Source organism: Actinacidiphila alni (assembly GCF_900112845.1).
Lineage (GTDB): Bacteria > Actinomycetota > Actinomycetes > Streptomycetales > Streptomycetaceae > Actinacidiphila > Actinacidiphila alni.
On the sequence record NZ_FONG01000007.1, the window covers coordinates 1 to 22,858 of the forward strand.

General features: G+C 72.3%; 21 protein-coding genes, 1 pseudogene and 1 riboswitch. Of the genes and pseudogenes, 6 read left to right on the forward strand and 16 right to left on the reverse strand.

What is annotated here, in order from left to right; genetic code table 11:
- The coding region (locus tag BM076_RS13180; RefSeq protein ID WP_107416955.1) for a type III effector protein at positions 1–505 on the forward strand (505 nt) is incomplete at its 5' end.
- Positions 506–553: 48 nt separating this feature from the next.
- On the opposite strand, the gene BM076_RS13185 is transcribed toward BM076_RS13180, so the two are convergent.
- Positions 554–1,684 carry a glycosyltransferase family 4 protein gene (locus tag BM076_RS13185; protein WP_093713691.1) on the reverse strand — a complete coding sequence of 377 codons (1,131 nt, stop codon included), beginning with the start codon at positions 1,682–1,684 and terminating at the stop codon, positions 554–556.
- 100 nt (positions 1,685–1,784) lie between these two features.
- Between BM076_RS13185 and BM076_RS13190 the strand changes: the two genes are divergently transcribed.
- Complete coding sequence (locus tag BM076_RS13190) at positions 1,785–3,062, forward strand: glycosyltransferase family 87 protein (protein ID WP_093713961.1); 1,278 nt, start codon at positions 1,785–1,787, stop codon at positions 3,060–3,062.
- A gap of 9 nt (positions 3,063–3,071) precedes the next feature.
- Here BM076_RS13190 and BM076_RS13195 read toward each other — a convergent pair whose 3' ends face one another.
- The 6 genes and pseudogenes from BM076_RS13195 to BM076_RS13220 form a co-directional block, all read right to left on the reverse strand.
- Positions 3,072–4,247 (reverse strand): M48 family metallopeptidase, encoded by a 1,176-nt coding sequence (locus tag BM076_RS13195; protein ID WP_093713692.1) that lies wholly within the window; start codon positions 4,245–4,247, stop codon positions 3,072–3,074.
- Complete coding sequence (locus BM076_RS13200) at positions 4,244–5,524, reverse strand: hypothetical protein (RefSeq protein ID WP_245796030.1); 1,281 nt, start codon at positions 5,522–5,524, stop codon at positions 4,244–4,246. The genes BM076_RS13195 and BM076_RS13200 overlap by 4 nt, the downstream gene beginning before the upstream one ends.
- 65 nt (positions 5,525–5,589) lie before the next feature.
- Positions 5,590–6,636 carry a C40 family peptidase gene (locus tag BM076_RS13205; protein WP_093713693.1) on the reverse strand — a complete coding sequence of 349 codons (1,047 nt, stop codon included), beginning with the start codon at positions 6,634–6,636 and terminating at the stop codon, positions 5,590–5,592.
- Between the two features lie 191 nt (positions 6,637–6,827).
- Complete coding sequence (locus tag BM076_RS13210; RefSeq protein WP_093713694.1) at positions 6,828–7,856, reverse strand: C40 family peptidase; 1,029 nt, start codon at positions 7,854–7,856, stop codon at positions 6,828–6,830.
- A gap of 318 nt (positions 7,857–8,174) precedes the next feature.
- Positions 8,175–9,548: an NYN domain-containing protein gene (locus BM076_RS13215; RefSeq protein ID WP_093713963.1), complete on the reverse strand. Its 1,374-nt coding sequence runs from the start codon at positions 9,546–9,548 to the stop codon at positions 8,175–8,177.
- A 293-nt stretch (positions 9,549–9,841) separates the two neighbouring features.
- Positions 9,842–10,072: pseudogene (locus tag BM076_RS13220) on the reverse strand (hypothetical protein); the annotation flags it as partial.
- Positions 10,073–10,223: 151 nt separating this feature from the next.
- Here BM076_RS13220 and BM076_RS13225 point away from each other — a divergent pair.
- On the forward strand, positions 10,224–11,003 hold the full coding sequence (locus BM076_RS13225) for a rhomboid family intramembrane serine protease (RefSeq protein WP_093713696.1): 780 nt from the start codon (positions 10,224–10,226) through the stop codon (positions 11,001–11,003).
- Positions 11,000–11,281 carry an Lrp/AsnC ligand binding domain-containing protein gene (locus BM076_RS13230; RefSeq protein ID WP_093713697.1) on the forward strand — a complete coding sequence of 94 codons (282 nt, stop codon included), beginning with the start codon at positions 11,000–11,002 and terminating at the stop codon, positions 11,279–11,281. Before BM076_RS13225 ends, BM076_RS13230 begins: the two co-directional genes overlap by 4 nt.
- Positions 11,282–11,303: 22 nt before the next feature.
- On the opposite strand, the gene BM076_RS13235 is transcribed toward BM076_RS13230, so the two are convergent.
- Entirely contained in the window at positions 11,304–11,891 is a 588-nt protein-coding gene (locus tag BM076_RS13235) for a TetR/AcrR family transcriptional regulator (protein WP_093713698.1), read from the reverse strand.
- 118 nt (positions 11,892–12,009) lie between these two features.
- On the reverse strand, positions 12,010–12,549 hold the full coding sequence (locus BM076_RS13240) for a GNAT family N-acetyltransferase (protein WP_177246436.1): 540 nt from the start codon (positions 12,547–12,549) through the stop codon (positions 12,010–12,012).
- An 84-nt stretch (positions 12,550–12,633) separates the two neighbouring features.
- Here BM076_RS13240 and BM076_RS13245 point away from each other — a divergent pair, with 84 nt between their 5' ends.
- Entirely contained in the window at positions 12,634–13,518 is an 885-nt protein-coding gene (locus tag BM076_RS13245) for an NAD(P)-dependent oxidoreductase (RefSeq protein WP_093713700.1), read from the forward strand.
- A gap of 15 nt (positions 13,519–13,533) precedes the next feature.
- On the opposite strand, the gene BM076_RS13250 is transcribed toward BM076_RS13245, so the two are convergent.
- From BM076_RS13250 to ctaE, 6 genes are all read right to left on the reverse strand, one after another.
- A complete protein-coding gene (locus BM076_RS13250) occupies positions 13,534–14,904 on the reverse strand; it encodes an aminotransferase class V-fold PLP-dependent enzyme (RefSeq protein ID WP_093713701.1) in 1,371 nt (456 codons plus the stop codon).
- A gap of 157 nt (positions 14,905–15,061) precedes the next feature.
- A riboswitch (SAM riboswitch) is annotated at positions 15,062–15,179 on the reverse strand.
- A gap of 142 nt (positions 15,180–15,321) precedes the next feature.
- Positions 15,322–16,386, reverse strand: coding sequence for an anthranilate phosphoribosyltransferase (gene trpD, locus BM076_RS13255; RefSeq protein WP_093713702.1), 1,065 nt, complete (start codon positions 16,384–16,386; stop codon positions 15,322–15,324).
- A gap of 171 nt (positions 16,387–16,557) precedes the next feature.
- A complete protein-coding gene (gene qcrB / locus BM076_RS13260) occupies positions 16,558–18,192 on the reverse strand; it encodes a cytochrome bc1 complex cytochrome b subunit (RefSeq protein ID WP_093713703.1) in 1,635 nt (544 codons plus the stop codon).
- Complete coding sequence (gene qcrA / locus BM076_RS13265) at positions 18,189–19,253, reverse strand: cytochrome bc1 complex Rieske iron-sulfur subunit (protein WP_093713704.1); 1,065 nt, start codon at positions 19,251–19,253, stop codon at positions 18,189–18,191. The genes qcrB and qcrA overlap by 4 nt, the downstream gene beginning before the upstream one ends.
- Positions 19,250–20,059: a cytochrome bc1 complex diheme cytochrome c subunit gene (gene qcrC / locus BM076_RS13270; protein WP_093713705.1), complete on the reverse strand. Its 810-nt coding sequence runs from the start codon at positions 20,057–20,059 to the stop codon at positions 19,250–19,252. Before qcrC ends, qcrA begins: the two co-directional genes overlap by 4 nt.
- A 66-nt stretch (positions 20,060–20,125) precedes the next feature.
- Positions 20,126–20,746, reverse strand: a complete 621-nt coding sequence (gene ctaE / locus BM076_RS13275) for an aa3-type cytochrome oxidase subunit III (RefSeq protein WP_093713706.1) — start codon at positions 20,744–20,746, stop codon at positions 20,126–20,128.
- A 250-nt stretch (positions 20,747–20,996) separates the two neighbouring features.
- Here ctaE and BM076_RS13280 point away from each other — a divergent pair, with 250 nt between their 5' ends.
- Positions 20,997–21,416, forward strand: a complete 420-nt coding sequence (locus BM076_RS13280; RefSeq protein ID WP_093713707.1) for a hypothetical protein — start codon at positions 20,997–20,999, stop codon at positions 21,414–21,416.
- A gap of 54 nt (positions 21,417–21,470) precedes the next feature.
- On the opposite strand, the gene BM076_RS13285 is transcribed toward BM076_RS13280, so the two are convergent.
- A complete protein-coding gene (locus BM076_RS13285; protein WP_093713708.1) occupies positions 21,471–22,748 on the reverse strand; it encodes a L,D-transpeptidase in 1,278 nt (425 codons plus the stop codon).
- Positions 22,749–22,858: the final 110 nt, after the last annotated feature.

Here is a 22,858-nt window from a genome sequence, read left to right on the forward strand (position 1 = left end):
CGCGCCGGATTCCGCCGGCCCCGGAGCGGAACAGGCACTGGCCTCCCTGCTGTTGCTGCGGCAGGTGCGCGAGCGGCTCGCCGGATGGGAGAACGGCCTGATCGAGACCGCCCGGGACGCGGGCGCCAGTTGGGCCGACCTCGCCTCCCCGCTGGGCGTCGCCAGCCGCCAGGCCGCAGAACGCCGCTATCTGCGCGGTCGGCCCGGCCCCGCGGGGACCACCGGGGAACAGCGTGTCCAGGCCACCCGGGGCCGCCGCGCCGCCGAACGCACCACCGCCGCCTGGGCCCGCCACAACGCGGCCGACCTGCGCCGCCTCGCCGGCCAGATCACCGCGCTCACCGATCTGCCCGCCGCCGCCCGCCTGCCGCTCAGCCGGATCCGGGCCGCCCTCGCCCACGACGACCCCGCCGAGCTGGTCCACCCGCTCAACGCCGCCCGCCCGCACCTGACAGCGGGACACCACGACCTGGCCGCACAACTCGACGCCCTCACGCCGCCCTGAGAGCCGCGGACCCCGTCGGCGCACCGGGGCGAGGTCCGTCTCCTCCGGCTACAGCAGTGACCGCAGCCGCTGCGCCAGCAGGTCCCAGCGCCAGGACTCCTCGACCCAGCGGCGGCCCCGCTCGCCCATCCGGCGGCGCAGCTCCGGGTCGTGCAGCAGGGTGAGGACGCGGTCGGCGGCCTGGGTCGGGGAGCCGCCCGCGACCACCCAGCCGGTCTCGCCGTCCAGCACCGCGTCCGGCGCGCCGCCGGAGTCGCCCGCGACCACCGGCAGGCCGGTGGCGGACGCCTCCAGGTAGACGATGCCGAGCCCCTCCACGTCCAAGCCGCCGCGCCGGGTCCTGCACGGCATCGCGAAGACGTCGCCCGCGCCGTAGTGCGCGGGCAGTTCCTCCCATGGCACCGGGCCGGTGAAGCGCACCGCGTGGCTGACCCCGGTCCCGGCGGCCAGCTTCTCCAGGTCGCCGCGGTACGGGCCGCCGCCGACGATCAGCAGCACCGTGTCCGGCACGTCGTGCAGGATCCGCGGCAGCGCCCGGATCAGCGTGTCCTGGCCCTTGCGCGGCACCAGCCGCGACACGCACACCACCACCGGGCGGTCGGCGAGGCCGAGCCTGGCCCGTACGACCGCGCCGCCCGAGCCGGGGTGGAAGGTCTTCTCGTCGACACCCGGCGGCAGTTGGACCATGCGGGCGGCGGCGGCCGGGGTCAGCACGGGGGCGATCCGGGAGCGGGTGTACTCGCCGAGGTAGGTGAGGGTGTCGGTGCCCTCGCCGATCCGGCGCAGCAGCCGGCGGCTGCCGGGCAGCTGCGCCCAGCCCGCCTCGTGGCCGTGCGTGGTGCCGACCAGCCGGCGCGCGCCGGCCTCGCGCAGCGCGGGTCCCATCAGGCCGAGCGGAGCGGCGGCGCCGAACCAGACCGAGGAACAGCCGTGCCGGCGCAGCAGTTCGGCGGCCCTGCGGGTCACCCGGGGCGTGGGCAGCAGCATCGAGGTGCGGTCGCGGACCACAGGGAAGGGCTGCTCGGCGTCGAAGGCCGCGACCTCGCTGCCGTCCTTCCACGTGGAGGCGTAGACGACCACCTGCCCGGGGTCCATGCGCAGCGCCATGCTGTGCACGAAGGACTGGATGCCGCCGGGGCGGGGCGGGAAGTCGTTGGTGACGATCAGGGTCTTGTCCATCCCCGCCGACAGTACCCGTCCGGTGGCCGGGTCCGCGGTTCACCCGGCTGGCGGCGCGGGGGCGCGTCCGTCCGGCGGCGGCACCGCCGTTCACCGCATGATGCATATCGTGACAAACACACATATCAGCAGTCGGAGCTGGGCTGTCATCGTCTGGGTCCTCACCCGCACCGCGTTCCTGCTGTTCGTGTTCGAGGTCGTCCGTTTCCCCGGTCAGTACATCGCCAACGACGTCTCGTCGATCTACCACGGCTGGTACGGGGTGCTGCGCGGCGGCACCTTCCCGCTGCACGACGTGACCTGGCAGTATCCGCCGGGCGCCGCGCTGGTCGTGCTCTCCCCCGGCCTGCTGCCCTTCCTCGGCTACAGCGCCGCCTTCTTCTGGCTGGCCTTCCTCGCCGACGCCGTCGTGCTCGGCGTGCTGCTGCGCGACTCGGCGGTCCGCAGGTCGGGGCGGCTCGCCGCGGTGTGGGTGTGGGTCGGCGGTGTCACCCTGCTCGGCCCGATCGTCTACGCCCGCTACGACGTGATGGTGACCGCCGTCGGCGTGCTCGCGCTGCTCCGCTTCCCGCGCCGGCCGCGGGCCGCGGGACTGCTCGCCGGGTTCGGCGCGATGCTCAAGGTGTGGCCGCTGCTGCTGCTCATCGGGGCGCCGCGCGGCCGGTCCACCCGGCGGTCGTGGCTGACCGCCGCGGCCACCATGGCGGTGCTCGCGCTCGCCTTCCACCTGGCGATGCCGGGCTCGATGTCCTTCCTCACCTTCCAGCGCGAACGCGGCACCGAGGTCGAGTCGCTGGGCGCGATGGTCTTCCACCTCGGGCGGCACCTGGGCTGGCACGGCACCGTGCGGATGAACTACGGCTCGATGGAATTCCTCGGCCCGCACGTGCACCTGGTCAGCACCGCCGCCATGGCGCTGTCGGTGCTCGCCTTCGGCTGGCTGCTGCTGTGGCGGCTGCGGGCCCGGACGTTCACCGTCGCCACGCCGTACGACGCGGCCTTCGCCGCGCTGCTGGTCTTCACCACCACCAGCCGGGTGATCAGCCCGCAGTACATGGTGTGGCTGATCGGCATCGGCGCGGTCTGCGTGACGCTGCGCGAGTCGGTGATGCGGCGGCCGGTCGCGCTGGTGCTGGCGGCGACGCTCTTCACCACGCTGGAGTTCCCGGTCTTCTTCTCCGACGTCGTGGCCAGCGACAAGCTGGGCGTGGCGCTGCTGCTGGTGCGCAACGGGCTGCTGGTCCTCGCCTCGCTGAGCGCCTGCCGCCGGCTGTGGGCGGCCACCGTGCCGCGGCGGGCGGCGCGCGGTCTGCCGGAGCGCGGGATGCCCGCCGCGCGGGACGACCGTACGTCGGTACTGACCTCGACCTCGCGCTGAAACCCGGTCTCAGCCGGGCACCCGCCAGGCGCGGGCCGCGGCGATCCGCTCGGCCGGCGCGGGGTGGGTGCCGAAGAGCAGGTGGAGCGCGCGGGGCGGGCTGGGCTCGCCGACGTTGACGACGGTGAGCCGGCGCTGCATCGCGATGAATCCGGCCGGGTCCGCGGTGAGTTCGAGGGCGTGCCGGTCGGCGCGCCGCTCGACGCGGCGGCTGACGGCCGCGCCCAGCGGCGCGGCGACGGCGCCGCCGACGGAGGCGACCGCCGCGAGCAGCCAGGCCGAGCGCGGGTCGGCGAAGCCGTCGGCGCCCGCCAGGTCGAGCAGCGGCCGCCAGGTGACCACGGCGGCCAGTACGCACACCCCGGCCGCCGCGCCGAGCGCGCCGAGCGCGGTGCCGCGCGGCACGTCCCGGTGCACGACATGGCCGAGTTCATGGGCCACCACCAGCTCCACCTCGCGCGGGTCGGCCGTGCTCAGCAGGGTGTCGTAGACGACGATCCGGCGGGTGCGGCCGAAGCCGGAGACGTACGCGTTGAGGGCGGTGGTACGGCGGGAGGCGTCGGCGACGAGGACGTCCTCGACGGTGACGCCGTCGCGCTCGGCGAGCGCCAGCAGGGCGTCCCTGAGCGGTCCCGGCGCCATGGGCGTGAAGCGGTTGAAGAGCGGTTCGAAGACCAGGGGCGCCGCCCAGGACAGCAGGACGGTCACGGCGGCGGCGCCGAGCGCGGCCCACACCCACCAGTGGCCGGTCACGCCGGCCAGGGCGTAGACGGCGAAGAGGGCGCCGGCGGTGAGCGGCAGCGAGATCAGCAGGCCGCGCAGCACATCGGCCCACCAGCCGCCCCAGCCCTGGGTGATCAGGCCGAAGCGGCGCCGCACCACCCGCCCGCGCGCCCCGAACGGCAGCCCCAGCGCCTCCGGCAGCAGCACCAGCGTCACCGCCGCCCCGGCCACCCGCGCGGCCCACGCCCCGCCGAATCCGGCCACCAGGCCCGCTCCCCCGCCGGTCAGACCCAGGGCCAGCACCAGCCCGAGCCCGGCGGCCCGCCCCCCGACGGCCACGGGCCACACCCCGCGCCGCAACTCCCGTGCCCGCGCGACGTATTCGGCGCTGAAGTCGTCCCCGGGACCGCCGGACACGTCGCCCGGCACATCGGCGGGGACGCGGTCGGGTGGAGGGGTCATGCCAGCTCCTGCTGAAGGTAGGCGCGCCAGCGCGCGGTGAAGGCGGGGAGGGTGAGGCCGAGGGTGGCCCGCAGGTGGCTGTCGACGGAGCCGCCGGCGGCGACGGCGCGGTAGAGATCGGTGAGCCTGGCCGGGGACCACTGGTCCGCGACCATCCGGCAGGCGAGCCAGCCGCCCTCGTAGGCGCGGGAGAGAGCGGCGGCGTCGGTGGCGTGGAAGTCGGCGTCGGCGGGCAGCGCCGCCGGGACCCGGCCCGCGGCGACGGCGGTCGACAGCTCGGCGGCGATCTCCCGGGCGGTGCGCCCGGCGGTGCGGTACGCCGTCCAGTCCGCGACCCCCTCCGACAGCCACAGCGGAGTGTTCGCCGTGGTCGTGGCGCGCGTCGCGACATGCGTCGTCTCATGGGTGAGCGTGGTCTGCCGCCCGAACTCCGACAGCCCCGCGAACGCCTCGGGGTTGATGATCACCCGGTCGGAATGGAAGGTCGCGGTCCCGCCCGCCTCGCCCGCCGTGACGGCGGCGAAATTGCGGTAGTCCGCGGGCTCCGCCCCGAGCAGCGCGGCCATCCGCGCCAGCGACCCCGGCACCTCGACCACGACCTTGCCGGTCCAGCCGTCCGGCCAGGCGTGCCGCACCTGCGGCACCGCCTCGTCCGCCTCGTCGGCGTAGCGGCGCAGCGCCGTGACCGACCCGGGCCCGAGCACCAGGCTGTACCGGCCGCGCACCACCGTCACCGGTCCCTGGTCCCACAGTTCGACGGCGCTGTGCTTCCCGGCCGCCGCGCCGTCGTCGTCACCGGCGACGTACCAGCGGCCGTCCCGGTGCGCGAAGGTCAGGTAATACGTCGCCGAGACCGGCTGGGTGTCGAAACCGGTGAGGCGGTAGCGGAGTTCGACCTGCGCCGCGGTCCGCACGGTGCCGTCCGCGGCCGGCGGCAGCGGGAAGGCACCGGTCGCGACGAGCCGGTAGGACCAGGCCGCCAGCGGTACGTCCGCGAGGTCGTCGAAGACCTTGCGCTGCCGGGTCAGATAGCCGGTCGCGCGCGGGTCGACGGCGGCGAGGAACGCCGGCCGGTCGCGGTGCAGCACGGCCGCCGCCTGCCGGGTGAGCAGCTGCCGCATCCCGGCCTCGGCGGCGTCGGCCGCCGTCGCGGTCGCCTTCGCGGGGTGCGACGAGGGGTGCACGGTGCACTGGAAGAGCAGCGCGAAGAGCGCGGCGAGCACCGCCACCCGGACCAGGGAGGCGGTCAGCGAACGTCTCAGCTGCGCCGCGGCCATGCGCCCGATCGTACGGCCCCGCGCCGCCCCTCACGGCCCCCGCCCACGGGCCGTCCCGCGGCCCCTTACGGCCGGGTCACCGCCGTGATCGGCATCATGCCGACCGGGTCGTAGCGCACCCGCGCGCCGGGGTACGGCGCGTGGATGACCTGGCCGCCGCCGACGTACATCGCGACATGGCTGGCGTCGCTGCGGTAGATCACCAGATCGCCGGGCCGCGCCTGGTCGAGCGGCACCCGCTGCCCGGCGTTCATCTGCTCCTGCGAGGTCCGCGGCAGCGACACCCCGGCGCGCGCGTACGCGTACTGCATCAGGCCCGAGCAGTCGAAGGAGTTCGGCCCCGTGGCGCCCCAGACGTAGGGCCTGCCGATCATCTGCCGGGCGGCTGCCACGGCCATCGCGCCGCGCCCGGAGGCGGCGGGCAGATCCGGGATGTCGGGGGTGGCGCGGTCGCGGGAGGCCCGCTCGCCCATGCCCGGGCGGTAGTCGGCGCGCTGCGCGGCGGGCATCGCGTTGAGCAGCCGCCGCGCCTCGGCGAGCGCCTGCTGCACCGACCGCTTGCGCTTCTGCAGTTCGGTGCGGTTCCGGTCGAGTTCCGCGAGCTTGCCGGTGGCCTGGGCGCGTTGCTGGAGCAGCAGCCGCTCGGCCTCCTGCAACTGCCGCAGCCGCTCGGTCTGCTGGGCGCCGAGCCGGTCCAGGGTGGTGGCCCGGTCCAGGTACTGGTCGGGCTCCGAGGTCATCAGCAGCGCGAGCGAGGGGTCGATGCCGCCGCTGCGGTACTGCTCGGTGGCGAGCGCGCCCATTTCGTCGCGCATCTCGTTGACCTGCTGCTGGCCGCGGGCGGCCCGGTCCTGGAGGGTCGCGAGGTCGGCCCGCAGCTGCTTGGCGTGCTCCTGCGCCGCGTCGTACTTCTCGGTCGCCTGCTCGGCCTGCTGGTAGAGCCGGTCGAGCCGGGACGCCTGGTCGGGCGGGCCGCCGCCGGGGTCGGCCGCCGCGACCTGGGCCGCGGTGCCGGACAGCGCCGCGGTCGCCGCGGCGGCCGCGGACAGCACGGTGACGCGGGTGGTGCGGGCGGCGAGGCCCGGCTGCGTGGAGCGTCGATGGGAAGCCACGAGCGCTGACAGTAGTCAGCAGGACGCGGAGAGTTCAAAGAACCGGGCACACCGGGCTTCGCGCGCCCCGCCTCCGCCGCAGGTCACGTGCCCGGCGCGAGGCGGTGCGCGCAGGTGTTCATCACCCGAACGCCGTAGGTGTCCGAGCCCGGTTGGCGTCCGGACGCCGTGTCGGCTCCGGACGGCGGGTGTCAGATCCGGACGCCGAACTGGAACGGCATGTTGCCGATCGACTCGTAGCGCACCGACGCGCCCGGCTTCGGCGCGTGCAGCACCATGCCGTTGCCCGCGTACAGGCCGACGTGGTGGGCGTCGCCGTAGAAGATCACCAGGTCGCCGACGGCCAGCTGGGACTGGGAGTAGATCCGGGTGCCCGCGTTGGCCTGCGCCTGCGAGGTGCGGGGGATGCTCACGCCCGCCTGGTTGTAGGCCCAGGAGGTGAGGCCGGAGCAGTCGAAGGAGCTGGGGCCGGAGGCGCCGTAGACGTACGGCATGCCGATCCGGGTCTGCGCGGCCGAGAAGGCGGCGGCGGCCCGCTGCGAGGCCGGCTTCGCGTCGCCGAGGTCGACGCGGGTGGTGGAGCGGTTGGCCCGGGCGTCGGCGGCGGCGATGGACGCGCGCTGCGCGGCGGTCAGCGAGTTGAGGATCCGCTGCGCCTCGGCGAGCTTGTCCTTCGCCTCGGCCTTGCGCTTGGCCAGTTCGGTCCGGGTGGACTGCAACTCGGTGAGCTTGGCGGTCGCTTCGGCCCGCTGCTGGTCCAGGGTCCGCTTGGCGTCCTGGAGTTGGCGCAGCGAGTCGGTCTGCAGCGACGTCATCTGGTCCAGGCGGGTGGCCTGGTCCAGGTAGCTGTCCGGGTTGGCGGAAAGGAAGAGCTGCAGCGTCGGGTCGATGCCGCCGTTGCGGTACTGCGAGGCCGCGATGGTGCCGAGGCCGTCCCTGAGCTGGTTCAGGTGCTGCTGCTGGCGCGCCACCTGGTCCTGGAGCGTGCCCGCCTCCTTCTGGAGGGTGTGCAGCTTCTCGTTGGCCCCGTCGTACTTCTCGGAGGCCTGCTCCGCCTGCTCGTAGAGCGCGTCCACCTTCGCCTTGGCGTCCTTGACGGTCGGCTTGGCGGGGGCGGCCTGTGCGGCCTGGGCCGTGAGGGCCACGGCGGCAGCGGCGGTGGCGGTCAGCACGGTGACGCGCGTGCGGTTCGCCGGCTTGGGACGACGGTGGGACGCCACGAAGGCGAGCTCCTTCTTCCTTCAGCCGCCTACCGGTTGACTGGCGGGCGGCCCCCGACGCGCCATCCGGATTGGATGATCGACTGCGCGGAGGTTCGACGCCTGACCCTAGTGACCTTCCTGTGATCGGTTCAAATCCTTGTAGGCAAAATCTCGACCGGTTCGCACATTCTTTACGACCTTCGTACGCGCAGTGAGGGTCGATCAACGCTGGGTTGACGCTGGTGCGTTCGTGAAACGCGCAGGTGTACGAAGCGGGGCCGCAGGTACACGGAGCGGGCCGACGCGGCCCCCGCGGCCCCGTACGGTCCGGGTCGGTCAGACCCGCGCGAGCCGTTTCAGCAGCAGCACCGAGGCGACCGGGCGGGCGCCCGCCTTGGCCACGCCGTCGGCGACCTCGCGGTCGGCGGAGACCACCACGATCTGCCGGCCCGGCGGTTCGGCGCGCACCAGCCGCCGGATCAACTCGTCCGCGGTCTCACCGGCCTTGCTGAACAGCACCCGTACGCCGCGCGGCGGCGCGAGCAGTACCGGCATGTCCAGGTCGGCGCCGTCGAAGACACAGGTGACCTCGGCGCCGCTCTGCGCGGCCAGTGCCGCGAGCCCGCCCAGCAGCCGCAGCCGCTGCTTCTCCAACGGCATCGACGGATAGCCGGTCTTGGTGACGTTGTAGCCGTCCACGACCAGATGCGCCTGCGGCAGCGCGAGCAGCTGGTCGAGCAGCGCCGGGTCGGTCTCGGACAGCGCGCGGGTGGCGATGTCGCGCGGGCTGAAGGCGCCGGGCGCGACCGCGTCCACGGTGTCCGCGGGCCGTACGCCCATGGACTCGCGCGGCGGCAGGGCCAGTTCGCGGCGCAGCCCGGAGGCCGCGTCGAGCACGGTGTCCAGCAGCAGCCGCAGCCGTACGTCCTCGATGCTGCGGCCCTCGCGGGCGGCGCGGCGGCCGGACTCGACGGCCGCCTCGGCCTCGGCGACCCGGGTGCGCAGTCGCCGGGCCTCGGTCTCGGCGGCGGCCCTGTCCCGGTCGGCGGCCGCCCGCGCCTCGTCCAGTTCCGCCTGGATCCGGCGCTGCGCGGCCTCGGCTCGTTTGACGTCGCTGAGCGCGCTGCGCAGTTTGCGGTGCGCCACGTCGCCCTCCTTGCGGACGGCGTCCAGTTCGGCGCGGGCGCGTACCGCCTCGGAGCGGAGCTGGGCGTGCAGGCTCTGCACCTCCTCGCGGAGCTTGGCCAGTTCGCGCAGCGTCTCCTCGTCGGCCCGCTCGGCGTGCGCGCGCTGCGCCTCCTCGCCCGCGGTGGCGACGAGCTTGGCCCAGCCAGCCGGGCGCAGCAGATACGCCGCGGCGGCCACGTCCAGCGGGTCGGCGGCGGGCGGCGGGGTGCCGGCGTCCAGCGCGCCGGTCAGCTCCGGCTGCGCCTCGCGGAGTTTTCCCGCGACCTTGTGCCGGAAGGCGGGGTCGCTCTCCAGAGCGGCGGCCAGTGCGGTGGCCGCGTGTTTCGCCCGTCTTGAGGGGGTGAAACGGGCGTACGGCCGCAGTGGCAGCGGCAGTTCGGCGAAGGTGAAGCTGCCGAAGGCGTCGGCCGCGACGGCGACGACGCGGTGCCGTACGCCTTCCGGCAGCGGCCGGTCGAGCGTCGGCTCCTGGGCGTCGTCGGCCGTCCCGTCCGCCGCCGTGCCGGGTGTCCCGTCCCCCACTGCGTCCGGTGCGTCGGTGACAGCCGTGTCCGGCGCGCCGGTGGCAGCCGTCGGCTCGGCGGCACCCGTCTCGGGCCCGTCCGCCTCGGCCCGTAGATTGCCGCCACTACCGTCCACCAGTCACTCCCGTCGGGTTGCGCGGCGCCTCCCCGGCCCCCTTCGATCCCTCCGGCCGCCGCCTCTTGCATCCATTGTCCCCGTAAGGAGGCTCAACCCTGCCCCGGACCCGCTTCCGTGTCCGTACTGTCGTCCGCGCCGTCGCCGGCCGCCGCCGTACCGTCCTCGGTCCCTGCCGCGCCGGGCCGGTCGACCAGTTCGATCCGGTCCGCGGTGTTGCACCAGCGGCAGCGCACCGACTCGACCGTCTCGCTGAGCACCTCGGTCTCCTCGATCCGCGGCTCGCCGCCGAGGTCGAGGTGGACGTACTCGGTCAGCCGGGTGGACCGGGTCACGTCGAAACGGGTCAGATTGCCGCACTGCGTGCAGCGCCAGCGGGTCGTCGTGGTCGGCATGGGCACCGGCATCGGTCCTGCACCTCTTCCTCGGGGAATTCGGGACTGTCGGGCGTACCTGCGCTGACGGGCGTGTGTCGGGGTCACCCTACGGCCTCGGGCCCGCGACGCGCTGCGGCGAGGCGGCCTATGTCCGTTACGCCCGCTGCGTCATCATCGGTCCATGGTCATCCCGGTGTACGACAAGAACCCCGTCCGCCGCACGCCGGTCGTGACGTACGCGCTGATCGGTCTGTGCACCGTGGTCTTCCTGCTGGGGCCGCTGTCCGGCTTCAACGCCGGTTACGGCACCGGCGACAAGCTGCAGTGCGCGCAGGCCGTCTACTTCGCGCACTGGGGCGTCATCCCGAGCGAGCTGTTCCACGGACAGCTCCCGATGGACCGGCTGGAGCTGCCCACGGGCTGCGCGGCGCCGCACGCGTACACCAAGTCGCCGCTGCTGTCGGTGCTCACCGCGATGTTCCTGCACGGGAGCTGGCTGCATCTGATCGGCAACATGCTCTTCCTCTACGTCTTCGGCGACAACGTGGAGAACCGCATGGGGCGGCTGCGGTTCGCGCTCTTCTACCTGGTGGCGGGCTGCCTGGCGACGTACGGTTTCGCGCTCGCCAACCCGGAGTCGACGCAGAGCCTGGTGGGCGCGTCGGGGGCGATCTCGGGTGCGCTCGGTGCGTATCTGTACCTCTACCCCAAGGCCCGGGTGACCAGCCTCTTCCCCTTCCTCTTCTTCATCCCGCTGCGGTTCCCCGCCTGGATGGTGCTGGGCTTCTGGTTCGTCCTCCAGTGGCTCGCGGCGCAGACCGGCGGCAACGGGCCCGGGGTCGCGTACCTGGCGCATGTCGTCGGCTTCGCCTTCGGGTTCCTGTGCGCCTGGGTGTGCTACCGGCCGCGTCGTAAGCTGAGCGTCGTAGTCGGGTCGACCCAAGGAGACATCCAGCCGTGATCACCGCGATCGTGCTCATCAAGACGTCCGTCGACCGGATTCCGGAGATCGCCGAGGCCATCGCCGCGCTGGACAACGTCAGCGAGGTCTACTCGGTGACCGGCACCTACGACCTGGTCGCGCTGGTGCGCGTCGCCCGGCACGACGACCTGGCCGACATCATCCCCGGCCGGATCTCCAAGATCGCCGGTGTCGAGGCGACCGACACGCACGTCGCCTTCCGTACGTACTCGCAGCACGACCTGGAGGCCGCGTTCGCGATCGGTCTCGACGCCTGAGCCGTACGTCTTCGCCCGGTCCCTACGCGCGCGCCGCGTCCAGCAGCGGGCCGAGTTCGCGGGCGGCGGTGGTGAGGGCGCGGGTGTCCTGTTCCGCCCGGGCGATCAGGATCGCGCCCTCCAGGGTGCTGATCATGAGGGTCGCCAGCGGTACGGACCGCTCCCGCGGGACGCCCATGGCGGCCAGGGCCTCGGCGAGCGGCGCGGTCCAGGCGGCGAAGGCGGCGGCGGTCGCCTCCCGGGTGGACTCGGTGGCCCGCGCGCAGTCCACGGCCGCGGCGGCGACGGGGCAGCCGCCGTCGAAGCCGATCGCCGCGTATTCGTCGGTCCACTGGGTGACCATGCCGGCGAACAGCGCGCTCGGGGCCGGCTCGTCGAGCGCGGCGAGGAAGCGGGCGACGCGCTTGGCCGCGTAGCGCCCGCCCCAGGCCACCGCCTCGTTGACCAGCTGTTCCTTGCCGCCGGGGAAATAGTGCTGGAGCGAGCCGCGCGGCGCGCCCGCGTGGGCGGCGACCTCGCGCATGCCGGTCGCGCCGACGCCCTCGCGCCGGATGAGCTGGGCCGCGCTGAAGACCATCCGCTCGCGCGGTCCGCGGTCGGTTCCCGTCATCGCCGTCCTCCACCGGGCCCGTCGTCCCACTGTTCTCGCTGACACCGCTGACACTGCCGGCACCGCCGCGCGTCCCGTACGGCCGACCCCACGTCCACGCCCACTTCTATACGGTCGGCTATACGGTCGGCGCCAGCTTATAGACGCCGGTGAGGCCGTCCCCGGTGAACGACGCGCGGACCGGCTCCAGTCGGCGGCCGAGGGCCGCCAGCAGCCCGTGCCGGCCCGGCAGCACATTGGCCACGACCTGCTCGACGCCCCGCGCCCGCGCGCGGGCCAGCAGCAGGCCGATCATCGCGGTGCCGACGCCCTGCCGCTGCCACGCGTCCACGACCAGCACGCCCAGCTCACCGCTGCCGGGCCGGCCGTCCGGCCCGGCGGCGAAGCCCGCGATGCCGACCAGCTGGTCCCGGCCGCCGCGGTGGGCGACCACCGCGTCGTGCTCGGCGGGCGGCCCGGCCAGCAGCGCGTCCAGGTGGTCGCGGGGGAATTCGCGGCGGCCGCCCCAGAACCGCAGCCGGACCGTCTCGGCCGAGCAGGCCGCGAAGAGCCGGGCCACGGCGTCCCGGTCGGTGGGCCGCAGCACGTCGATCCCGTCCGGTGCCGCGGGTTCACCGCCCGTGACGACCGGCTCCCCATCCACTATGACGACTGTCATAGCGACCAGTATTATGACGGCTGTCATAAACGGCAAGTGCGGCCCGCCGATCGACCGGCACGGGCCGCGGAAGGCGGTGGCGCGGTGGACATCGGTTTTCTGGGACTCGGGGTCATGGGCCGGCCCATGGCGCTCAATCTCCTGCGGGCCGGCACCCCGCTGACGGTCTGGAACCGCAGCGCGCCCGCCGCCGACGCGCTGCGGGCCGCCGGGGCGAAGACGGCCGACAGCCCGGCCGACCTCCTCGCCCGTACCGACACCGTCTTCGTGATGCTCGCCGACGGTGCCGCGATCGACACCTGCCTCGGCCGCGGCACCCCCGCCTTCGCCGAGCGCGTCGCGGGCCGCACCCTCGTCCACATGGGCACCACCGCGCCGGACTACTCGCGCGCCCTGGAGGCCGACATCCGCGCGGCGGGCGGCCGTTACGTGGAGGCGCCGGTCTCCGGCTCCCGCGTCCCCGCCGAGCAGGGGCGGCTGGTCGCGATGCTGGCGGGCGATCCCGAGGCGGTCGAGGACGTACGGCCGCTGCTGGCGCCGATGTGCCACGAGACCTTCGCCTGCGGGCCGGTGCCCGGCGCGCTGCTGATGAAGCTGTCGGTCAATCTCTTCCTGATCACCACCGTGACCGGGCTGGCCGAGGCCTTCCACTTCGCCGAGCGGCACGGTCTGGACCGCGGCCGGTTCCTCGCGGTGCTGGACGCGGGGCCGATGGCCAGCGGGGTGTCGCGGATGAAGGCGCCCAAGCTGCTGGCGCGCGACTTCGGCGTCCAGGCCGCGGCCGCCGACGTCCTGATGAACAACCGGCTCATCGCCGAGGCCGCCCGCGCCTCCGGGACGGCGACACCGCTGCTCGACATCTGCCACGCCCTGTTCGCCGAGACCAGCGCGGCCGATCCGGCCGCCGACATGATCGCGGTGCTGCGGGCGATCGAGTCCCGCACGGCGGCCGTCGCCCCTGCCGGGTGACCGCCGCCCGCGGCATCAGCCCCGGTCGGGCACGCAACGGCCGTCCTCGGTGCGGTAGCTCCACCGCGCGCCCTCGCGCACCAGGGTGCGCACCGCCGTCAGGAAGCGGTCGATGTGCTCCTCGGGGGTGCCCGCGCCGAAGCTGACCCGGATCGCGTTCAGCGACCGCTCCCCCGGCGCCGCCTCCGGCGCCCCGCACTCCCCCGGGTCGTCGCTCTCGCCGCCGAGCAGCGTCCGCACCAGCGGGTGCGCGCAGAACAGCCCGTCGCGCACCCCGATCCCGTACTCGGCGGACAGCGCGGCGGCGAAGTGCGAGCTGTTCCAACCGCTCACGACGAAGGACAGGACGCCGACGCGGGGCGCGTCGTCGCCGAACAGCGACAGCACCCGCACCTCGGGCACCTCGGCGAGCCCGGCCCGCAGCCGGGCCAGCAACTGCTGCTCGCGGTCGACGAGTTCACCGAAGCCGGCCTCGGTGAGCGCCTTGCAGGCCGACGCGATGGCGTAGACGCCGATGACATTGGGCGAGCCCGCCTCGTGCCGGGCCGCGGTGGTGTGCCACTCCACGTCCACCCCGCCGTCCGCACGCCGGGCGACCTTGCGGCTGGCGCCACCGCCCGCCAGGTACGGCTCGGCCTCGCGCAGCCAGTCGGCGCGGCCGGCCAGCACACCGGAACCGAAGGGCGCGTAGAGCTTGTGGCCGGAGAAGGCGACCCAGTCGACGTCCAGCGCGGCCACGTCCACCGGGTGGTGCGGGGCCAACTGCGCCGCGTCCAGCACGATCCGGGCGCCGTGCCGGTGCGCGGCGGCGGCCAGTTCCCGTACCGGCCACAGCTCCCCGGTCACATTGGAGGCGCCGGTGACGCAGACCAGCTTGGGGCCCTTGGCGGCGCCGTGCAGCGCCACGTCAAGGACGGCGACGGCCTGTTCCGGCGTACGCGGCGCGCTCAGCACGGTCACCCGCACGTCGTCGCGGGTCCGCCAGGGCAGCAGCGAGGCGTGGTGCTCGGTCTCGAAGACGAAGACATGAGTGCCGGCCGGGACCACGGCGGCCAGCAGATTGAGCGAGTCGGTGGTGGACCGGGTGAAGATCACCTGGTCGCCGTCCCGGCAGCCGAGGAAGTCGGCGACGGTGTCGCGGCTCTGCTCGAACAGGTCGGTGGACAGCTGGGAGAGGTAGCCGGCACCGCGGTGCACGCTGCCGTAGTAGGGGGCGTACGCGGCGATGTCGTCCCACACCCGCTGGAGCGCGGGGGCGCTGGCGGCGTAGTCGAGCGCGGCGTACGGCACGGTGCCGCCCGTGACGAGCGGAACGAGGACGTCCCGGCCCAGAACGGGCAGCGGGGTACAAATACGACGGTCGGTGGCAGCAGTGGTCACAGTCATGGCGATCTCCCGGATTACGGCAGGCGAAATCACCGCACACCCGGAGCCGAAAGAAAAGGCTCACCGTACGGGTACGCGGGATGAATACGTCGGGCGGAAAAGGCGGAACCGGGCCGACAGGCCCTATCGCATTCGCTTGCTCATGAAAGAACTCCCCAAGTCCGGCTTGCCGTGAGCCTCGCTGCTTCACGGCCTGGTCATCACCCGGGGCACCCCGCCTCGGACGGAGGGTTGCCGGACAGCGAGCCGGGGCCTTGACGCTGTCACTCGTGACCTGAACAGCATTCTGCCATACGTCCTCAGACGCACAAGACGCCGTCCAGAAATTGGACAGCGTCTTGTGCCACACCCGTCACGTACGGCCGGAATTCGCCCGTACGGCGGCCGTTCCATGGTTCTACGCGATACCGGTGACGGTCACGCGTTGCTCGCCGCGGCCCACCGCTCCAGTGCCGCCGCCGCCGCGCCCGAGTCGATCGACTCGGCCGCCGCCTCCAGGCCGGCCGCGATCTGCTTCTCCAGCGGGTCGTCATTCGGCCGCAGCGCGACCAGCGCCGCCGCCGAGTTGAGCAGCACCGCGTCCCGTACGGGCCCGGTCTCGCCCGCCAGCAGCCGGCGGGCCACCGCCGCGTTGTGGGCCGCGTCGGCGCCGCGCAGCGCCGCCACCGGCACCAGGGGCAGGCCGACGTCCCGCGGGTCGAAGGCGACCCGCTCGACCGCGCCGTCCCGCACCACCCACACCTGCGAGGTGGCCGTGGTGGTCAGCTCGTCCAGGCCGTCGTCACCGCGGAACACCAGCGCGGACGAGCCGCGCTCGGCGAGCACCCCGGCGACGATCGGCGCCATCCGCGGGTCCGCGACCCCGGTGGCCTGGGACCGCACCCGGGCCGGATTGGTCAGCGGGCCGAGGAAGTTGAAGGTGGTGGCCACCCCCAACTCGGCGCGGGCGGTCGCCACATGGCGCAGCGCCGGGTGGAACTTCACCGCGAAGCAGAAGGTGATCCCGGCCTCCTCGGCGACCTCCACGACGCGCTGCGGCGTCAGCTGGAGATTGACGCCGAGCTGTTCCAGGACGTCGGAGGCGCCGCTGGCGGAGGACGCGGCGCGATTGCCGTGCTTGACGACCTTCGCACCGGTGCCGGCCACCACGATCGCCGACATCGTGGAGATGTTCACCGTCTTGGCCCGGTCGCCGCCGGTGCCGACGATGTCCACCGTCGGGCCCGGCACCTCGATGGTGTTGGCGTGCGCGTACATCGCCCGCACCATGCCGGAGACCTCCTCGACGGTCTCCCCCTTCGCCCGCAGCGCGACCGCGAATCCGGCGATCTGCACATCGGTGGCCTCGCCCCGCATGATCGCGTCCATCGCCCACGCGGTGTCCGCCGCGCTCAGGTCCTGCCGGGCCAGCAGCGTGCTGAGCACGTCGGGCCAGGAACGCGTGGCCGGGGTCTCGCCGCCTGCCGGTGTCACAACGCTCATGGTCCACGCTCCTGGTGGTGGGAAAGGGAAACAGCGCTCTCAGCCTATCGGCGCGCCGACCGCCGATTCCCGGTTGACCGCAGTCCGGACAGGCGCGCGAAAGGGCCGGGCCCGGAAGCCCCCGAAGGGTCTTCCGGGCCCGGCCCGTGTGTGGCGAAGCTCAGCGGTCCGTCAGTGGTGACCGTGCCCGCTGGTGATCTCCTCGTACTCCTCGACCGTCGGCTTGGCGATCTGGCCGTTCTCGCCGTAGAAGCCGCGGGACAGCTTGGCCCGCACCTTCGAGACCGGGTTGATCTTCCGCTCGACGCCGTTCTCGTCCACCTCGGGGCCCGGGTCGATCGGCTCCGGCTGGACGTGCGCGGTGAGGACGTGCCGCTGCTCCTGCGAGAGCGGCTCGTGCACCTCGATGTACTCGCCGTGCGGCAGCCGCTTGATGATGCCGGTCTCGCGGCCGTGCAGCACCTTGTCGCGGTCGCGCCGCTGGAGGCCCAGACAGATCCGCTTGGTGACCAGGAAGGTCAGCACCGGCACCACGAAGAAGCCGATCCGCACGAACCAGGTGATCCAGTTCAGCGACAGGTGGAAGTGCGTGGCCCACAGGTCGTTGCCGCCACCGATCAGCAGCACGAAGTACAGCGACAGCCAGGCCATGCCGAGGCCGGTGCGCACCGGACGGTTGCGCGGCCGGTCCAGGATGTGGTGCTCGCCCTTGTCGCCGGTGACCCACGCCTCGATGAACGGGTAGACGGCGATCGCCGCCAGCACCACCGGGAAGATCATCAGTGGGATGAACACGCCGAGGACCAGGGTGTGGCCCCAGGCGTTGATCTCCCAGCCGGGCATCACACGGATCAGGCCCTCGGAGAAGCCCATGTACCAGTCGGGCTGTGCGCCGGTCGACACCTGGTCGGGCCGGTACGGTCCCATCGTCCAGATCGGGTTGATCGACACGGTCGCGGCGATGGCCGCGATCACACCGAAGACCAGGAAGAAGAAGCCGCCCGCCTTGGCCGCGTAGATCGGCAGCAGCGGCATGCCGACGACGTTCTTCTCGGTCTTGCCCGCACCCGGGAACTGCGTGTGCTTGTGGTAGAAGACCAGGATCAGGTGGGCGGTCAGCAGACCGGCCATCAGACCCGGCAGCAGCAGGATGTGGATCGAGTAGAACCGCGCCACGATGTCGTGCCCCGGGAACTCCCCGCCGAACAGGAAGAACGACAGGTACGAGCCGACCACCGGGGTGGCGAGCACCGCGCCGTCGGCGAACCGGATACCGGTGCCGGACAGCAGGTCGTCGGGGAGCGAGTAACCGGTGAAGCCGGTGAACATGCCGAGGAACAGCAGCGTCCAGCCGAACAGCCAGTTGATCTCGCGCGGCTTGCGGAAGCCGCCGGTGAAGAACACGCGCATCATGTGCACGAGCATCGCCGCGATGAAGATCAGCGCGGCCCAGTGGTGGATCTGCCGGATCAGCAGACCGCCGCGGACCTCGAAGCTGATGTGCAGCGTCGAGGCGTACGCCTCCGACATCCGCACGCCCTGCAGCGGCGCGTACGGGCCGTGGTAGACGACCTCGTTCATGCTCGGGTGGAAGAACAGCGTCAGATACACACCCGTGAGGATGAGGATGATGAAGCTGTAGAGGCAGATCTCACCGAGCATGAAGGACCAGTGGTCCGGGAAGATCTTCCGCAGGTTGCTCTTGGCCAGCTTGTACAGGCCCAGCCGGGGGTCAGTCCACTCGGCGGCCCGCTGGCCGACCGGCTTTTTGCCCCGACGGGTCGAGCCTTCCGTCGTCGTACTCATCCGCGCTCCCAGAATGCCGGACCGACGGGCTCCTCGAAGTCGCCCAGAGCGACCAGATTGCCCTCATCATTGACGCTGATCCGAAGCTGCGGCAGCGCGTGACCCGCCGGGCCGAAGATCACTCGGGCCCCGTCCGCCAGGTCGAAGGTCGACTGGTGACACGGGCAGAGCACGTGGTGCGTCTGCTGCTCGTAGAGGCTGATCGGGCAGCCCACGTGCGTGCAGATCTTGGAGAACGCCACGATTCCCTGGTGTGCCCAGTCACGCTCGCGCTTGTCCTTGATGTCCTCCGGCTTGATCCGGATGATCATCAGGGCCGCCTTGGCGATCTGCTCCTGGAAGTCCTCCTGGGACTCCTCCAGACCCTCGGGCATCGCGAAGGTGAGCGAACCCACCACGACGTCCTCGGGGCGCAGCGGCTTGTTGGTGTTCTGGTTGATCAGGACCTTGCCCTTGGACCACAGGGTGTGCCGGAGCTTGTCCTCCGGCAGCGGGCCGAGGTCGCGCAGGATCACGACACCGGCCAGCGGGACCAGGGTGAGCGCACCGAACATGGTGTTGCGGATCAGCTTGCGCCGTCCGAAGCCGCTCTCCTTGGCGCCCTGGATCCACTGCTGCTCGACGTTCTCGCGCAGCGCGTCGTCGGCGCCGGCCGAGTGCCGGTCGTCGGAGAACTCCTCGTCCGACATCAGGGTGCGGGCCCAGTGGACCGCGCCGGCGCCGATGCCGATCAGCGCCACGGCGAGCGTGAGGCCGAGCGAGAAGTTCAGCGCGCTGACGTTGCCGAACGGGAAGATGAAGACGATCTTGTCGACCGGGAAGATGACGAAGCAGGCGATGAAGGCGATGGTGCCGAGCATCGACAGCCCGAACAGACCGGCGGTGACCCGCTCGGAGTGCTTCGCGGCCCGCTCGTCGATGTCCTGACGACGGAACTCGTGCGGGGGGTGGCCGGGGTTGGCGAACGGGTCGTCAGGGACCGCTACGTCGCCACCGTGAGCGCCGTGCTCACTCGGCAGGTTCTGTTCTGGCACGTCGTTGTGGGATCCAGTCTCGCTCATGACTTCTTGGCCTTAGTCGTCCGGGCGGCGATCCAGGTGGCGATGCCGAGCAGGAGGCCGAGGCCGAAGACCCAGGCGACGAGACCCTCGGACACCGGGCCGATGCTGCCCAGCGAAAGACCGCCGGGGTTCTTCGAGGTGCTGCTGTCGACCTCTTTGAGGTACGCGATGATGTCGGCCTTCGTGTCCTGCGGCATCGTGCTGTCCGGGAAGGACGGCATGCTCTGCGGACCGGTCAGCATCGCCTCGTAGATGTGCTTGGGCGCGACACCCTGCAGCGTGGGGGCGTACTTGCCGTTCGTCAGCGCTCCGCCCTTGCCCACGAAGTTGTGGCACTGGGCGCAGTTGGTGCGGAACAGTTCCCCGCCCTTGCCGGCGTCCGCGCCGGTCGGGCTGTACTGGTCCTTGGTCGGTACCGCGGGACCGGGGCCGAGGGACGCGATGTACGCGGCGAGCTGGTCGATCTCGGCCTGGTCGTAGATGACCTTCTTCTTCGGGATCTGCGCACCCGGCTGCTGGGCCGGCATCCGGCCGGTGCCGACCTGGAAGTCAACGGCGGCCGAGCCGACGCCGACCAGGCTCGGGCCGTCGGAACTGCCCTGTCCGGACGTGCCGTGGCAGCTGGCGCAGCCGACCGAGTACAGCTTCTTGCCCTGCTCGATGGCCAGGGACTGGGCCGAGTCGTCGGCCTGCGCCTTCGGCGCCGGCGCGAGCGCGGCGTACAGCCCCCCGGTGACCGCGAGCGCGAGGAGTAGGACGACAAGCGCCGCCAGCGGGTGGCGCCGTCGTGCGGAGAGCTTTTTCACGGATTACCCCGGTGTCAGGATCTCTTGCGTCGATGCTTCTGGATGGTGTGTGCGGTGCGCGACCGGCTACTTGATCAGGTAGATCGTGGCGAAGAGGCCGATCCACACGACATCGACGAAGTGCCAGTAGTAGGACACGACGATGGCTGCGGTGGCCTGCTGGTGGGTGAACCGCTTGGCCGCGTAGGTCCGGCCGAGTACCAGCAGGAACGCGATCAGTCCGCCCGTCACGTGCAGCCCGTGGAACCCGGTCGTCAGGTAGAACACCGAGCCGTAGGGGTCCGAGCTGAGCGAGATCCCGTCCTTCTTGACCAGGTTGGTGTACTCGAAGATCTGTCCGCCGATGAACACCGCACCCATCACGAAGGTCACGATGAACCAGGAGCGGAGCTTCTTCACGTCGCCGCGCTCGGCGGCGAAGACGCCCATCTGGCAGGTGAAGGAGGAGAGCACCAGGATCGTCGTGTTCGTCGCCGAGAACGGGACGTTCAACGCATGGGCGTGTTCCTTCCAGAAGTCGGCACCCGTGACCGACCGAAGGGTGAAGTACATCGCGAAGAGGGCCGCGAAGAACATCAGCTCGGAACTCAGCCAGATGATGGTTCCGACGCTGGTGAGGTTCGGCCGGTTGACCGACGGGTGCGCGTGCCCGGTATCTACTGCTGTTGCTGTCGCCACGTCCGACATTATGTCGGTCGCTTATCTGGCGCTGACTCCGGGGGGTGCCATTCGGTGTGTCAAGCCCTTGAGGAGACCCGCGTGGCCTAGTGCGGCCGTCCCCCGAAGGAGGGATGACGGTCCGTCGAGTCGCGCGGGAAGCGCCGGTCCCGATCTTCCGCGGGTACGAACCCTCCTCGCGAAGCCCCTGGCGGGAGTAGCATCCGACGCACCTTGAGAATGCCTTCACGAGGACACGAGGACACGAGGAGGAGCCACGATGCAGGCGACCGCCACGGTGCTGGTCTACAGCGACGACGCGAACACCCGGGAACAGGTCCGGCTCGCCGTCGGCCGCCGGCCTGCGGCCGACCTGCCGCCGGTGGAGTACGTGGAGTGCGCGACGCTGCCCGCGGTCCTCACCGAGCTGGAGCGCGGCGGCATCGACCTGTGCGTGCTGGACGGGGAGGCCAACCCCGCGGGCGGCATGGGCGTGTGCCGGCAGATCAAGGACGAGATCTTCCGCTGCCCGCCGGTGCTGGTGCTGATCGGCCGCCCGCAGGACGCCTGGCTGGCGACCTGGAGCCGGGCCGACGCGGCGGTCACCCACCCCGTCGACCCGGTGGCCCTCAGCGACGCCCTGGCGGTGCTGCTGCGTGCCAGGCTGGCGCCGAAGGCCAAGGCCGTCGCGACCCGCTGAGCCGGATCCCGGGCCGGGCCGGTCCGTTCCGGACGGTCCGACCGTCCGGGACGGTCAGACCGTCTCGGGCCGCAGCCGGGCCGGGTCCGTGCTGTTGACGGACTCGGCGCCGCCGCCGGACGTCGCGGACTGTCCCGCGTCGCCCAGGGCGCTGCCCTTCTTCCACTGGGACCAGTTCAGGTTCCAGTCGCCGAAGCCGTTGTCGAACGGCGTCATCATGTCGCCGAGGCTGTTGACGACCTGCACGATGTCGCCCTCCCGCACATTGTCGAAGAACCAGTGCGCGTTCTCGGTGCTCATGCCGGTGCAGCCGTGGCTGACGTTGGCGTACCCCTGCGAGCCTTCCGACCACGGCGCGGCGTGCACGTACTCGCCGCTCCAGGTCACCCGGGTGGCCCAGTAGACGGGCAGGTCGTAGGAGTCGGAGCTGCCAGCCGCGATGCCGATGCTTTCGCTCTGCATCCGGACGAACGACTCCTTGCCCAGGACGACCTTGATGCCGTTGCGGGTGGAGAAGCCGGGCTTGCCGGTGGTGACCGGCAGCGTACGGACCACCTTGCCGTTGCGCTTGAACGTCATCTCGTGGGTGCCCGCGTCGGTGAGCGCCTCGACCCGGTCGCCGGTGTGCACCGTCAGGGACTTGTCGGCGCCGCCGTAGAGCCCGTCCTGGACGCGGACGCCGTTCAGCGTGCTGCTGACGTTGATCGTGGCGTGCGCGGGCCAGTACGTGCTCGGCCGGTAGTGCAGGGTGCGGTCGTCGACCCAGTACCAGGAGCCGGCGGCGGCCTGCGGGGACGAGGTGACCTTGAGGTTGCCCTCCACCGCGGCGCGCGCCGCGCGGTCCTTGACGGGCACGCTCAGTTCGGCCGTGATCGGCTCCCCGACCCCGTACGTCCCGGCGTCCGGGCCGAAGGCGACGTGCAGTCCGGCGTCGGCGGGGGTGGTGTCGAAGCCGAGCACCTTGCGGCCGGGCCGGCCGTCGGAGTCCTCGGTGCTCACCCGGACGGTGTAGTGGGCGCCTGCGGCCAGCGCGCCGGTGGAGTGCCAGCTCAGCCCGTCGGCGCTGAGTTCGCCGCGTACGTAGCGTCCTGCGGCGTCGGTGGCGGTCACATCCGTTATCCGGCTGCCGTCGTCCTTGATGGAGACCTGGAGCGGCTTGGAGGGGTCGGCCTTGCCGCCGGCCGCGGAACCGAACGCGACCTTGGCCGCCGCGTCGTACGGGGCGGCGGCCAGCGGATTGCCGCCGCCTCCGCAAGCGGTGAGCCCCACCGCGAGGGGCGCCACCAGCAGGGAGCAGCGCAGCGCGTTACGGCGTCGAGAATTGTGGCTCATGCACCCAAGTTAGGAACAACCGGGTGATTCCGCGCGGTGGATACGTGCAAAAGGGGCGGGCCCGGACACCTGACGCGGTGTCCGGGCCCGGCCCGTACTTCTGTTCCCGT